10 protein-coding genes are annotated in these 13,291 nt (G+C 68.3%); 3 read left to right on the plus strand and 7 right to left on the minus strand.

The features are described from left to right. Positions 1–38 precede the first annotated feature (38 nt). Both AC0IZS_RS06495 and argS read right to left on the minus strand, forming a co-directional pair. Complete coding sequence (locus AC0IZS_RS06495) at positions 39–710, minus strand: SPOR domain-containing protein (RefSeq protein ID WP_471634874.1); 672 nt, start codon at positions 708–710, stop codon at positions 39–41. 16 nt (positions 711–726) lie between these two features. Beyond that, on the minus strand, positions 727–2,436 hold the full coding sequence (gene argS / locus AC0IZS_RS06500; protein ID WP_471634875.1) for an arginine--tRNA ligase: 1,710 nt from the start codon (positions 2,434–2,436) through the stop codon (positions 727–729). Positions 2,437–2,646: 210 nt separating this feature from the next. Here argS and AC0IZS_RS06505 point away from each other — a divergent pair, with 210 nt between their 5' ends. After that, the gene (locus AC0IZS_RS06505; RefSeq protein WP_471634876.1) at positions 2,647–2,997 is read left to right on the plus strand and encodes a PsiF family protein; all 351 of its coding nucleotides are present in this window, start codon (positions 2,647–2,649) and stop codon (positions 2,995–2,997) included. A 156-nt stretch (positions 2,998–3,153) separates the two neighbouring features. On the opposite strand, the gene AC0IZS_RS06510 is transcribed toward AC0IZS_RS06505, so the two are convergent. Beyond that, on the minus strand, positions 3,154–3,600 hold the full coding sequence (locus AC0IZS_RS06510) for a DUF2214 family protein (protein ID WP_471634877.1): 447 nt from the start codon (positions 3,598–3,600) through the stop codon (positions 3,154–3,156). 183 nt (positions 3,601–3,783) lie between these two features. Continuing rightward, positions 3,784–5,148, minus strand: coding sequence for a dicarboxylate/amino acid:cation symporter (locus tag AC0IZS_RS06515; protein WP_471634878.1), 1,365 nt, complete (start codon positions 5,146–5,148; stop codon positions 3,784–3,786). Positions 5,149–5,379: 231 nt separating this feature from the next. Between AC0IZS_RS06515 and AC0IZS_RS06520 the strand changes: the two genes are divergently transcribed. After that, positions 5,380–8,034, plus strand: coding sequence for a hybrid sensor histidine kinase/response regulator (locus AC0IZS_RS06520; protein WP_471634879.1), 2,655 nt, complete (start codon positions 5,380–5,382; stop codon positions 8,032–8,034). Between the two features lie 9 nt (positions 8,035–8,043). Here AC0IZS_RS06520 and AC0IZS_RS06525 read toward each other — a convergent pair whose 3' ends face one another. Together AC0IZS_RS06525 and AC0IZS_RS06530 are read right to left on the minus strand one after the other, a co-directional pair. Next, complete coding sequence (locus tag AC0IZS_RS06525) at positions 8,044–8,688, minus strand: LuxR C-terminal-related transcriptional regulator (protein WP_471634880.1); 645 nt, start codon at positions 8,686–8,688, stop codon at positions 8,044–8,046. 60 nt (positions 8,689–8,748) lie between these two features. Further along, on the minus strand, positions 8,749–9,681 hold the full coding sequence (locus AC0IZS_RS06530) for a LysR family transcriptional regulator (protein WP_471634881.1): 933 nt from the start codon (positions 9,679–9,681) through the stop codon (positions 8,749–8,751). A 172-nt stretch (positions 9,682–9,853) separates the two neighbouring features. On the opposite strand from AC0IZS_RS06530, the gene AC0IZS_RS06535 reads away from it, so the two are divergent. Next, positions 9,854–12,070, plus strand: a complete 2,217-nt coding sequence (locus tag AC0IZS_RS06535) for a malate synthase G (RefSeq protein ID WP_471634882.1) — start codon at positions 9,854–9,856, stop codon at positions 12,068–12,070. Between the two features lie 64 nt (positions 12,071–12,134). On the opposite strand, the gene AC0IZS_RS06540 is transcribed toward AC0IZS_RS06535, so the two are convergent. Then, complete coding sequence (locus AC0IZS_RS06540) at positions 12,135–13,250, minus strand: porin (RefSeq protein WP_471634883.1); 1,116 nt, start codon at positions 13,248–13,250, stop codon at positions 12,135–12,137. Between the last annotated feature and the right edge of the window lie 41 nt (positions 13,251–13,291).

A 13,291-nucleotide genomic window follows, 5' to 3' on the forward strand; every position in this document is an offset into this window, starting at 1 on the left:
GAGCCACGCCCCGGAAAAAAGTTCAGGCAGGCCTGCGCTCAGCGCTGCACCCGCACCAGGGCAGATTCGACACCCGTGGTGTCGAGCTTGTCCTTGAGCTGGGCCGCGTCGTCGCGCTTCGTGAAGGGACCGACGCGCACGCGGAACACCGTGCGGCCGTTCTGCTCGCGCTCGCTCACGCGGGCTTCCCAGCCCAGCATGGCCAGCTTGGCGCGCTGCGCATCGGCATCGGCCTGGGTGCGGAAGGCACCCGCCTGCACGAAGTAGTCGAAGGGGTCGGCACTGTTGCCGGGCGCTGCCGCGGCCTTGGCAGCGGCCAGATCACCCAAGGGGTCGGCACTGCCGGGCTTGGTGGCTGCGGCGGCGGCAGGCTTGGCCGACGAGGCGGCGGCACGCGGGTCCGCCGCGGCCACGGCAGGTGCCGAGGCGGTGGGCGCTGGCGCCGGTGCCACCCCTGCCGTGGCGGGTGCCGACGCTGCGGCCGCAGGGGGCCGCGCCGGGTTCTTGCCGTACAGCGGCGAGTTCGGGTCCCAGTTCTTGTTCTTCTGCGCTTCGGCCGCGTCCTGGTCGGTGCCGCGTGCCCCCCCCTTGTTCAGGAAGGGCACGGGCACCTTGGTCACGTAGACGGCGACCGCCAGTGCGGCCCCCAGGCCGAAGATCACGCCCACGATAAAGCCGATGATGGTTCCGCCCAGTTGCTTGTTCTTCATGGTAGTGGTTGCTTGCTTACATTCTGGCCGGAGCCGATACGCCCAGCACAGCTAGGCCATTGTGCAGTACCTGCGCGGTGGCGGCGACGAGGGCCAGGCGGGCGCGCTTGACCGCCTCGTCGTCCACCAGGATGCGCTCGGCATCGTAATAGCTGTGGTAGCTGGCGGCCAGGTCGCGCAGGTAGAACGTGACGTCGTGCGGGGCCTCGCCATCGGCCGCAGCGGTGAGCATCTCGGGGTACTTGGCCAATTGCAGCATCAGCGCCTGGGCCTGCGGGCCTTCGAGCGCGGACAGGTCCACGCCCTGGAGCGAGGCGACATCGCCGCCGCCCTGCTCGGCCCAGCCGCGCAGCACCGAGCAGATGCGCGCATGCGCGTACTGCACGTAGTACACCGGGTTGTCGTTGTTCTGCGCCACGGCCAGGTCCACGTCGAAGGTGTACTCGGTGTCGGGCTTGCGGCTGAGCAGGAAGAAGCGCACCGCGTCCTTGCTGGTCCACTCGATCAGGTCGCGCAAGGTGACGTAGCTGCCCGCACGCTTGCTGATCTTGACCTCTTCACCACCCTTGACCACGCGCACCATGGTGTGCAGCACGTAGTCGGGGTAGCCCTGTGGAATGCCCACTTCGGCGGCCTGCAGGCCGGCGCGCACGCGGGCGATGGTGCCATGGTGGTCGGTGCCCTGGATGTTCACGACCTTGGTGTAGCCGCGCTCCCACTTGGCGATGTGGTAGGCCACGTCGGGCACGAAGTAGGTGTAGGTACCGTCCTGCTTGCGCATCACGCGGTCCTTGTCGTCACCGTAGTCCGTGCTCTTGAGCCACAGGGCGCCGTCCTGCTCGTAGGTCTTGCCGTTGGCCACCAGCTTGCCCACCGTGGCCTCGACGCGGCCGCTGGTATACAGGCTCGATTCGAGGTAGTACTCGTCGAACTTCAGGTTGAAGGCCTGCAGGTCCTTGTCCTGCTCGTTGCGCAGGTAGGCCACGGCGAACTGGCGGATCGATTCCACATCGTCCACATCGCCGCTGGCGGTGTACGCGCGGTCGTCGGCCTTGACGGTCTTCTTCGCCAGGAAGTCGTTGGCGATGTCCTGGATGTAGTCGCCGTTGTAGAAGGCCTTGCTGGCCGGGTTGTCGGGGTCGGTGGGCCAGCACTCGTCGCCGGGCTTGAAGCCCTTGGCGCGCAGCTGCGTGCTGTGCGTGAGCGTGTGGATCTGCACGCCCGCGTCGTTGTAATAGAACTCGCGGTGTACACCCCAGCCTTGCGTGGCGAACAGGTTGCAGATGGCATCGCCCAGGGCGGCCTGGCGGCCGTGGCCCACGTGCAGCGGGCCCGTGGGGTTGGCCGAGACGAACTCGACCAGCACCTTGGCACCGCGGTCGGTCTGGTAGCCAAAGCGCTCACCAGCGGCCAGCACCTCGCGCACCACCTCCTGCTTGGCGGCGGGCTTCAAGCGAATGTTCAGGAAGCCCGGGCCGGCGATCTCGATGGCCTCGACCCAGCGCGAAAAGGCGGGTGTGGCCTCCAGCGCGGTTTTGAGCTGTTCACCCAGGGCGCGGGGGTTGAGCTTGAGCGGCTTGGCCAGCTGCATGGCCGCCGTGCAGGCGAAGTCGCCGTGCGCAGCCACCTTGGGGGATTCGAACGCCGCCTTGGCGCCCGCGCCTGGGGAAAGGGTGTCCAGCTCGGCCGCGAGCGCGGCCAGCAGATCGTGTTTGACAGAGAGCATCCGGGGATTTTACGGGGCGGCCCGGTCCCCTCCCTGAGAAGGTGTGTTGCCCGCGCCACCAAATGCCCGCACTGGCCTGTGCAGCAGAGCAACAGATCGTAAAGAATTCTTGCCGCCGCGCAGGCATGTCAGCGCGGCCCGATGCCCGTACGTTGTAATCGGGCAATCCGATGCGGATTGCATTGGATGCCCTTACCACCGGAGCACTATATGAAAAAGCTTCTCTCCCTCGCGGCCCTGAGCCTGGTTCTTTCGTTGGGCGCAGCACATGCTGCCGATGCCCCTGCGGCGCCCGCCAAGGCGGCTGCACCGGCGGCAGCCGCCACCCCGGCCGCACCTGCAGCCTCGGCGGCCGCCCCCACCAAGCAACAGACCAAGATGGCCACCTGCAATACCGAGGCGGCCGACAAGAAGGGCGACGAGCGCAAAGCGTTCATGAAGACCTGCCTGTCCAACAAGCCTGCGACCCAGCAGGACAAGATGAAGACCTGCAACGCCGACGCCACCGGCAAGAAGGGCGACGAGCGCAAGGCCTTCATGAGCGAGTGCCTGAAGAAGTGATCTGCTGAGCCCGCCGCAGCGCTGGCTCCTGCCACCCACCCGCCCGGCACCTGTGCCCGGCGGGTTTTTTCATCGCCGGGCCGCCCCAGGATGAAAACACCTCTCAGGGGCCGTGACCCGCGCATCGGTGGAGCGTGGGGGCCCTCTTTCATGGGCTTACCAGCCCCGGGCCCAGAACACCGCGATCACGGCCACCACCGGGATCGCATGGGCCTGCAGCATCACCAGGCGGCGCACCCTGGCGACTTCGCGCGCATCCGGCAGGGTGCCATCGGCGCGCAACTGGCGCAGCCAGCGCCGGAAGGCGATGGTCGGGAAAATGGACAGGATGGCAATCGCCACCACCAGCGTGATCTTGAAGTGGAACATGGGCTGGGAGATGTACCAGGACATGCCCTTGACCCCGAAGAACACCCGCGCCAGCCCCGTGGCCACCAGCGCCATGGCCGATGCGGCGTAGATGGCGTCCAGCCGTGCCAGGCGCTCCACCACCGCGGCGTTGAGCCATTCGGTGCGGCACAGCGCGGCCTGGCTCGACAGGAACACCACCAGGGTCAATATGGCCACTATGTGCAGGGCGGCCAGTACGGCTTCGAGGGTCATCGCGGATCCTTTTTGGGGTTGGGCAGTTTCGCGGCGATTGTGCGCGAGGAACGGCCCGGCCGAGGCAGGCACCTTACCTGACCCCTCCCGAGATGCGCGGTTGCACGCAAAAAAGGGGCATGCCCCTGCAGGCATCCCCTTTTCTTGCCAGACCAGGTCCCCGCAGCAGGGGCCTGTCAGCGATCAGGCGGCCGTGCGCGCCACGCCAGCCACAGCGGCCGGAACCACCGGTGCCGACACGGGAGCCACCACGTCGGGCAGCGGATGGCCGTCCAGCGCGGCATTCAGGCGGTCGTAGTCGAGTGCGTTTTCCCAGCGCGAGACGACCACGGTGGCGACGGCGTTGCCGATGAAGTTGGTCAGCGAGCGGCATTCGCTCATGAAACGGTCCACACCCAGGATCAGGGCCATACCGGCTACCGGCACTTCGGGCACCACGGCCAGGGTGGCGGCCAGGGTGATGAAGCCTGCGCCCGTCACGCCAGCGGCCCCCTTGGAGCTGAGCATGGCCACCAGCAGCAGGGCGACCTGGTGCCCCAGCGTGAGTTCGGTGTTGGTGGCCTGGGCGATGAACAGCGCGGCCAGCGTCATGTAGATGTTGGTGCCGTCCAGGTTGAAGGAGTAGCCCGTGGGCACCACGAGTCCAACGACCGATTTGCTGCAGCCGGCCTTCTCCATCTTCTCCATGAGCGAGGGCAGGGCCGACTCGGACGACGAGGTACCCAGCACCAGCATCAGCTCGGCCTTGAGGTAGCGGCACAGCTTGAGCACCGAGAAGCCGCACAGGCGCGCCACGAAGCCCAGCACCACCAGCACGAACAGCAGCGAGGTGATGTAGAACGCACCGACCAGCCAGGCCAGGTTGACCAGCGACCCCAGCCCGAACTTGCCGATGGTGAATGCCATGGCACCGAAGGCCCCCAGGGGGGCGGCGTTCATCACCAGGCCCACCACCTTGAATACCGGGGTCGTCAGGGCTTCGAGGAAGTTCTGCACGGGACGGCCGGCCTCACCCACCATCGCCAGCGCAATGCCGAACAGCACGGCCACCAGCAGCACCTGCAGGATGTTGTCGCCCACGAAGGGGCTGACCAGGGTCTTGGGGATGATGTCCATGGCGAAGCCGGTGAGCGTCATCTCGTGCGACTTGGCCACATAGGTCTTCACGGCCGTCTGGTCCAGATCGGCGGGGTTGATGTTCATGCCCGCGCCGGGCTGCACCACGTTGGCCACGATCATGCCGATGACCAGGGCCAGTGTGGAGAAGAACAGAAAGTACGCCATGGCCTTGCCGAACACCCGGCCGACAGAGCTGAGCTGCGACATGCCCGCGATGCCGGTGACGATGGTCAGGAAAATCACCGGGGCGATGATCATCTTCACCAGCTTGATGAAGGCGTCGCCCAGCGGCTTGAGCGCCTCGCCGTACGCCGGCTCGAAATGGCCCAGCAGCACGCCCAGGACGATGGCGAGCACCACCTGGAAGTACAGTTGGCGGTAGAACGGCAGGGGCACCGCTTGGGTGGCCTGGGCAGGAATGGCGTGCATGGGGGACTCCAGAAGTCGCGAAAGCTGCACCACCGGGGTGCGTCGAGGGTGCTGTTTGTACCGCTGCGCGCTGTTTCCGCAGATAGCTAATTGGTAGTAGTCGCCGGCGCCGCCATAGGGGGCGCGCGGGCAGAACCTAGGGAAAACACTGAGCGACCGAGAAAGGTGCGGCACACTCCCTTGTGCACCAGACGCGCGCTTGCGGGCGCCTTCCACCAACCTCCCCCCGCCATGACCCCGTCCCACCGCCGCAAGTTCTGGACTGTGCTGATCCTGCTCTCGGGCATGGCCGGCTCCATGTTCGTGGCCGGGCAATGGGCCTGGCGGCATTCGCTGTACGAGGAGAGCGACAGTGTGCAGCGCCAACTGGCCCTGTATGGGCAGACACTGGGCCAGCGCATCGACCGCTACCGCACCCTGCCCGAGGTGCTGGCGCTGGATGCCCAGCTGTTTGAGGCGCTGAGCCGCCCCCGCAGCCCGGCACAGGTGGAACAGCTCAACCTCAAGCTGGAGCGCGCCAACGGGGCCAGCCAGTCCTCCACCCTGACCCTGATCAACCGCGAGGGCCTGGCCGTGGCGGCCAGCAACTGGCGCAGCGCCACCAGCAACGTAGGGGTGGACTACAGCTTTCGCCCTTATGTGCAGCAGGCGCTGGCCCAGGGCAGCGGCAGCTTCTACGGCATCGGGGTGACGACGGGGGAGCCGGGCTACTTCCTGTCGCAGGCCATCCGCAACGACCGGGGCGAGCCGCTCGGCCTGGTGGTGATCAAGATCGCGCTGCAGGAGCTGGAGCGCGAATGGCTGCAGACCGAGGACATCGTGCTCGCGTCCGACGCGCACGGTGTGGTCTTCCTGGCCAGCCAGGATGCCTGGCGCTACCGGCTGCTGGAACCGCTGACCGAGGCAGAGCGCGGTGAGCTGGCCGCCACGCGCCAGTATTCGGACCAACCCCTGCGCCCCCTGGACTACCGGGTGGACGACCACATGGACAACGGCGGCCGCCTGGTGCGTGTGCTGACCCCCGACCTGCCCGGCCGCCTGCTGTGGCAGACCCAGCACTTGCCGGGCACGCCGTGGCAGCTGCACCTGGTGCATGCCACCCACAGCAGCGTGGCGGACAGCCGCTGGGCGGCAGCGGCGGGCGGCGGCGGCTGGTTGGCGCTGGCGCTGCTGGTGCTGTTCGTGCGCCAGCGCCAGCGCCTGGCCTCGCTGCGCCAGCGCAGCCGCCAGGAGCTGGAGACCGTGCTGCAGCAGCACGCCCAGGAGCTGCGCACGGCACAGGACGGCATCGTGCAGGCGGCGCAGCAGGCCGACATGGGTCTGGCGCGCAGCCTGGAGCACCTGCCCCAGGGGGTGGTCATCATCGATGCCAGGTTGAACCTCGTGGCCTGGAACTCACGCTACGTGCAGCTGTTTCGCTACCCCTCCGACCTGATGCAGGTGGGCCAGCCCATCGAGGGCCTGCTGCGCCACAACGCGCGCCGCGGCCTGCTGGGCCCTGGCCCGGTCGACGAATCCATCGAGCGGCGCCTGTCGCACCTGCGCAGCGGCCTGCCCCACCTGCACGAAAGCGCCAAGGACGACGGCACGGTGCTGGAGATCCGCGGCACCCCCCTGCCCGAGGGCGGGTTCGTGACCAGCTACGCGGACATCACCAGCTACAAGAATGCCGCGCGCGAGCTGCGTTCGCTGGCCGATGCGCTGGAGCAGCGCGTGGCCGACCGCACGCGCGACCTGGACGCCGCCCGTCGCGAGGCCGAGCAGGCCAACCGCTACAAGACCCGCTTCGTCGCGGCGGCCGTGCACGACCTGCTGCAGCCGCTGAACGCGGCGCGCATGTTCAGCTCGCTGCTGCGCAGCCACCTGCACGACGATGCCAGCCGGCATGCGGCCGACAGCATCGATGGGGCCCTGGCCGCGCAGGACGCGATCCTCAACAGCCTGCTCGACATCTCGCGCATGGAGTCCGGCCAGCTCGAGGTGCGCATCCACGACGTGGCCCTGGGCCCGCTGCTGCAGGTGCTGGCCCACAACTTCGGCGTGCTGGCCGAAAGCCAGGGCCTCTCGCTCCATTGCGTGGCCACGCGCCAGGTGGTGCGCACCGACGAGAACCTGCTGCGCCGCATCCTGCAGAACTTCGTCTCCAACGCCGTCCGCTACAGCCGGCGCGGGCGCATCGTGGTGGGTTGCCGGCGCGTGGGCACCGGCCACCTGCGCATCGAGGTGCATGACCAGGGACCGGGCATCCCCGAGGCGCTGCAGCGCGAGATTTTCGAGGAGTTCCGCCGCCTGGACGAGGGCCGTGCCGACGACCGGGGTGCGGGCCTGGGCCTGGCCATCGTGGAGCGCCTGGGCCGCCTGCTGGGCCACCCCATCGGGCTGCGCTCGCAGCTCGGGCGCGGCAGCGTGTTCTGGGTGCTGGTGCCGCTGGGCAACCCAGCCGCCCTGCAGCAGCAGATGGCGCCACCCACGACCGCACCGCAAGCGCCCGAGGACGCGCCGCTGCAAGGCAGCAGCGCCTGGGTGATCGAGGACGACGCTCCGACCTGCGCTGCCACCCGGGCCCTGCTGGAGCGCTGGGGTTGCCAGGTAGCGCTGGCCGGCGGAGCGACCGACGCGCTGGAGCATGCCCAAGCCGGCCAGGCGCCACAGCTGGTGCTGCTGGAAGTGCACCTGGGCGGCGGCCACCACGGCCCCGACGTCTATGCCGCGCTGTGCCAGCGCTGGGGCCAGTCGCCCGCCGTGATCCTCGTTACAGCCGAGCACGATGCCACGCTGCGCCGCCAGGCGGCTGAACGCGGATGGGGCTTTCTCGCCAAGCCGGTGCGCGCGCCAGCGCTGCGGGCGCTGATGAGCCAGACCTTGCTGCGCCTGCGGGAGCGATGAGGCCCCGCTTCAGGCGGAGGCGGCGTCCTCGGTCTCCAGACTCTTGACCAGCACCGCGGCCTGGGTGCGGCTGTGGCAGGCGAGCTTTTTCAGGATGGCAGTGACATGCACCTTGACGGTGTTCTCGGCCAGGCCCAGCTCGCCGGCGATCTGCTTGTTGAGCAGGCCGTCGGCCAGGCACAGCAGCACGCGGAACTGCTGCGGCGTGAGCTGCGCCAGTCGGGCAGCCAGCTCGGCATCGGCCTCGGAGCGCTCGGCCGCCATGGGCGGAAACCAGCTGTCGCCGGCCAACACCGCCTCGATGGCCGCACCCATGGCCTCGGCGGGAGCGGACTTGGGGATGAAGCCCACTGCGCCGAACTGCTGGGCGCGGCGGATGACGCGCGGGTGGTCATTGGACGAGATGATCACCACGGGCAGCTCCGGGTACTCACCACGCACATGCAGCAGGGCCGAGAAGCCGCGCGCGCCCGGCATGCTCAGGTCCAGCAGCACCAGTTCCACCTCGGGATGCTCCTGCAGCGCCGTGCCCAGCGTGGCCGCACTGGCGGCCTCCAGCGTGCGGAACTGGGGCAGGCGCTCGCGCAGCACATGCAGCACGGCGGTGCGGAACAGGGGGTGGTCGTCAGCGACCAGCAGCGTGGGCTCGGACATGGAGTGCGCAGTCTGCCACGGCCGGCCCCCGGGCATCCCGCCACGCCCCTCAGACCCTGGTCAGTGGGCCGGTATACCCCGCCAGAAAGCGGGCTGCGCATAGTGGTGCTTGAGGAAATCGATCCACAGCCGCACACGCAGCGGCATGTGCTTGCGCTGGGGAAACACCACGTAGATGCCGTTGGGCGGGGCGGCAAAGTCCTCCAGCACCTCGACCAGACGGCCGGCCGCGATCTCGGCCTCCACTTCCCAGGTGCTGCGCCAGGCGATGCCGTAGCCGGCCAGGCACCAGTCGTGCAGCACCTGCCCGTCGGAGCAGTCGAGCGGCCCGCCGGGCTTGAGGTGAACCACCTCGGTCCCCCCGCCATCGAGCGGCATGCGAAAGGCCCAGCCGCGCGTCTGCGAGGCTTCGCTGGACAGGGTGAGGCAGTCGTGCGAGGGCAGCTCGCCCGGGTGGCGCGGGGCCGGGTGGTGCTTGAGGTAGCCGGGCGTGGCCACGCACAGCCGCCGGTTGTCGGCAATGCGCACGCTGACCAGGGACGAATCGGGCAGGTCGCCCACGCGCACGGCGCAATCGAAGCCCTCACCGGCCAGGTCCACCACGCGGTCGCTGAGGTTCAGCGAGATCGTCACGTCCGGGTGCTCGGCACGAAAGCGCGGCACCAGCGGCGCCACATGCCTGCGGCCAAAACCTGCCGGCGCCGTGATGCGCAGGTGCCCCGTGGCCTTGACGCCGCCCTCGGACACGCTGGCCTCGGCGTTGGCCACGTCGGACAGCAGGCGCTGGCAGTCTTCCAGGAAGGCACTGCCCTCGTGCGTGAGGCTGATGCGCCGCGTGGTGCGCACCAGCAACTTCACGCCCAGGTGCTCTTCGAGCGCATCGAGCCGCCGGCCCATGATGGCGGGCGCCACGCCCTCGGCCTTGGCGGCGGCGGTGAGGCTGCCACGCGTGGCCACCGATACGAAGGATTCAAAGGCCTTGAGCTTGTCCATGGAGCCGATTATGGGGAGTGCGCGCGCTGAAAGCACGCCCACTTGTGCGTAAAAGTCATTGGTTTACAGCTTTTGAGCATATTTATATCGACAAATATTTGCAATACAGTCTGTCCATCGCCTGCAGTGGCGGGCTCCGCTTTTGTTCACATCCAACGCCTGAGGCACTCCCATGACCGACCGCACTTCCATCCACGGCCTGCAAGTGGCCACGTCCTTGTTCCGCTTCGTCGAAGACAAGGTGCTGCCCGGCACCGGCGTGGACAGCGCCGCCTTCTGGAAGGGCTTTGACGGCATCGTCGCCGACCTGGCACCGCGCAACATCGCCCTGCTGGCCGAGCGCGACCGCCTGCAGACCGAGCTCGACACCTGGCACCAGGCCAACCCCGGCCCCATCACGGACATGGTGGCCTACCGCGGCTTCCTCGAAAAGATCGGCTACCTGGTGCCCCAGCCTGCCGACGTGCAGGCCACCACCACCAACGTGGACGATGAGCTGGCCACCCAGGCCGGCCCGCAGCTGGTGGTGCCCATCCTGAACGCCCGCTATGCCCTGAACGCCGCCAATGCGCGCTGGGGCAGCCTGTACGATGCGCTGTATGGCACCGACGCGATCCCCGAGACCGATGGAGCAGACAAGGGCAAGGGCTACAACCCGGTGCGCGGTGCCAAGGTGATCGCCTTCGCGCGCCAGGTGCTGGACGACACGGCCCCCCTGGCCAGCGGCTCGCACAAGGATTCGACCGGCTACCGCATCGAAGGCGGCCAGCTGGTGGTGTCACTGGCCAACGGCAGCAGCACGGGCCTCAAGGACGCTTCGCAGTTCAAGGGCTACCAGGGCGACGCCGCAGCCCCGTCGTCGGTGCTGCTGCAGCACAACGGCCTGCACCTCGACATCCAGATCAACCGCGCCACGCCCATCGGCCAGAGCGACGCCGCCGGCGTGAGCGACCTGGTGCTGGAAGCGGCACTGTCCACCATCCTCGACCTCGAGGATTCCGTGGCCGCCGTGGACGCCGAGGACAAGGTGCTGGGCTACAGCAACTGGCTGGGCATCATCCAGGCCACGCTGACCGAGCAGGTCGCCAAGGGCGGCAAGACCATCACGCGCGGCCTGAATGCCGACCGCGTGTACACGGCGCCCGATGGCAAGGCCGGTGGCGTGCGCCTGCATGGCCGCTCGCTGATGTTCCTGCGCAACGTGGGCCACCTGATGACCAACCCGGCCATCCTGTACACCGACGCCCAGGGCAAAGAGCGCGAGATCCCCGAAGGCATCATGGATGCCGTGGTCACCACGACGATTGCACTGCACGACCTGCAAGGCCGCGGCGCCAACGGTATTCGCAACTCGCGCAAGGGCAGCGTCTACATCGTCAAGCCCAAGATGCACGGTCCCGCCGAAGTGGGCTTTGCCAGCGAGCTGTTCGGCCGCGTGGAACAGCTGCTGGGCCTGCCCACCGACACCGTCAAGCTGGGCATCATGGACGAGGAGCGCCGCACCAGCGTGAACCTCAAGGCCTGCATCGCCGCCGCAGCGAGCCGCGTGGCCTTCATCAACACCGGCTTCCTGGACCGCACCGGCGACGAGATGCACACCGCCATGCTGGCCGGCCCCATGATCCGCAAGGGCGACATGAAGACCAGCGCCTGGATCCAGTCGTACGAGAAGAACAACGTGCTCGTGGGCCTGTCGTGCGGCCTGCGCGGCAAGGCGCAGATCGGCAAGGGCATGTGGGCCATGCCCGACCTGATGGCCGAAATGCTCAAGCAAAAGATCGCCCACCCCAAGGCCGGAGCCAACACCGCCTGGGTGCCGAGCCCCACAGGCGCCACGCTGCACGCGCTGCACTACCACCAGGTCAACGTGAGCGAGATCCAGATCGGCCTGGAAAAGACCGACGTGAACGCCGAGCGCGACAACCTGCTGACCGGCCTGCTCACCGTGCCCGTGACCGCCACGCCCAACTGGACCGATGCCGAGAAGCAGCAGGAGCTGGACAACAACGCCCAGGGCATCCTGGGCTATGTGGTGCGCTGGGTGGACCAGGGCGTGGGCTGCTCCAAGGTGCCCGACATCCACAACGTGGGCCTGATGGAAGACCGCGCCACCCTGCGCATCAGCAGCCAGCACATGGCCAACTGGCTGCGCCATGGCGTGGTGACCGAAGCCCAGGTGAAGGAAACCTTCGAGCGCATGGCCGCCGTGGTGGACGGCCAGAACGCCGGCGACCCGCTGTACCAGCCCATGGCCGGCCACTTCGGCACCAGCATGGCCTACCAGGCGGCCTGCGACCTGGTCTTCAAGGGCATGGCGCAGCCCAGCGGCTATACCGAGCCACTGCTGCACGCCTGGCGCCTGAAGCTCAAGGCTGCTGCGGCAGCCTGAGTCCACCCGCGCGCACCAGCAAGAACGGCACCTTCGGGTGCCGTTCTTGCTGGGCAGCCCTGCCTCAGAAGCGGTGCGTGAGGCCCAAACCCATGCCCGAAGGGTCCTGCCCCGGCTTGAGGCCGTTGATGCCGTTGGCCGACAGGTTGTAGGCCGCTGTAGCACCATTGGCGATGCGCGTGTAGGCCGCCCACAGGTCCGTGCGCTTGGACAGGCGATAGGTGTAGCCCAGCGAGATCTGGTGGGCGCCCGAATCGCTGCCCGGGATGCCGATGCCGCCCACGGCACTGGAGGCATTGCCCCGCGCTGCCTGGGCCTGCACATAGGACAGCGCAAGTTCCTGCCAGTCGTCGAGCTGGTGGGTTACGGCGACCTGCCATGCGCTGCGCCGCAGGGACTGGCCCGGGGCGGGCTCGTAGCGCAACTGCTCCCAGCTGCCACGCAGCCGGGTTCGCCCGAAGGTGTAGGCCAGTGCCAGGCGGTGGGCATCGTCGTGGCTGTGCGCGCCGAAGTAGGCGCGGTGCAGCTCGTAGCCCCAGGCCGCGTAGAGCGGGCCGTCCCGGTAGCTCAGCAGGCCGCTGACCATGTCGGGGGAGGACTGGTCGGTCTTCTCCTCCGGCATGGCATAGGCCAGCCGCAGCGACCAGGCCCCCATGGCCGGCGACCAGTACTGCAGCAGATTCGGCTGGCGCCGGTCGAACGAGGCCGGTGACTGGCCGTTGGCCGCGGTCGCAAAGCCGTTGCCCATGATGGAATTGGAGGCGAATATGCCGGCCGTGAAGGGGTCGATGGCATACACCGAGGTGAACCGCAGCGGCGCCTCCCATTGCCCCAGCACCAGCTCCCCTGCCGGGGTGGAGAGCCCCAGCGCCGTGTTGCGCCCGCTGAACGGCCCGTCCCCGGTGTCCACGCGGACATTGCCCTCGAACTGGGCCCAGGCGGCCATCCCGCCCCCCAGGTCCTCCCGGGCCCGGAAACCCAGCACCGACAGGTTGTTGGACAGGCGGTTGGCGCGCAGGGCCGCAGCCCCCGCGGTGCCCGATGCGCGCACCTGCTCCACATCGACCTTGAGAAAGCCATAGAGGCTGACCCGGGCGGCATCCGCCGGCTGGGCCAGTGCGGCAAGCGGCAGGGCGGCGGAACCCGCCAGGGCCAGTACCCGGTGCATGGAAGAGTTCATAGAGATCCTCGTGGTTGGTAATGTCTTCACAATGAATACAT

This window comes from Acidovorax sp. AC410 (assembly GCF_979253235.1).

What these genes read in the sequence shown, in the direction of transcription:
- AC0IZS_RS06505 (WP_471634876.1), top strand. Translation starts at nt 2,647, where the DNA reads ATGAAAAAGCTTCTCTCCCTCGCGGCCCTGAGCCTGGTTCTTTCGTTG.
- AC0IZS_RS06520 (WP_471634879.1), top strand. Translation starts at nt 5,380, where the DNA reads ATGACCCCGTCCCACCGCCGCAAGTTCTGGACTGTGCTGATCCTGCTC.
- AC0IZS_RS06495 (WP_471634874.1), bottom strand. Translation starts at nt 710, where the DNA reads ATGAAGAACAAGCAACTGGGCGGAACCATCATCGGCTTTATCGTGGGC.
- argS (WP_471634875.1), bottom strand. Translation starts at nt 2,436, where the DNA reads ATGCTCTCTGTCAAACACGATCTGCTGGCCGCGCTCGCGGCCGAGCTG.
- AC0IZS_RS06510 (WP_471634877.1), bottom strand. Translation starts at nt 3,600, where the DNA reads ATGACCCTCGAAGCCGTACTGGCCGCCCTGCACATAGTGGCCATATTG.
- AC0IZS_RS06540 (WP_471634883.1), bottom strand. Translation starts at nt 13,250, where the DNA reads ATGAACTCTTCCATGCACCGGGTACTGGCCCTGGCGGGTTCCGCCGCC.
- AC0IZS_RS06525 (WP_471634880.1), bottom strand. Translation starts at nt 8,688, where the DNA reads ATGTCCGAGCCCACGCTGCTGGTCGCTGACGACCACCCCCTGTTCCGC.
- AC0IZS_RS06535 (WP_471634882.1), top strand. Translation starts at nt 9,854, where the DNA reads ATGACCGACCGCACTTCCATCCACGGCCTGCAAGTGGCCACGTCCTTG.
- AC0IZS_RS06530 (WP_471634881.1), bottom strand. Translation starts at nt 9,681, where the DNA reads ATGGACAAGCTCAAGGCCTTTGAATCCTTCGTATCGGTGGCCACGCGT.
- AC0IZS_RS06515 (WP_471634878.1), bottom strand. Translation starts at nt 5,148, where the DNA reads ATGCACGCCATTCCTGCCCAGGCCACCCAAGCGGTGCCCCTGCCGTTC.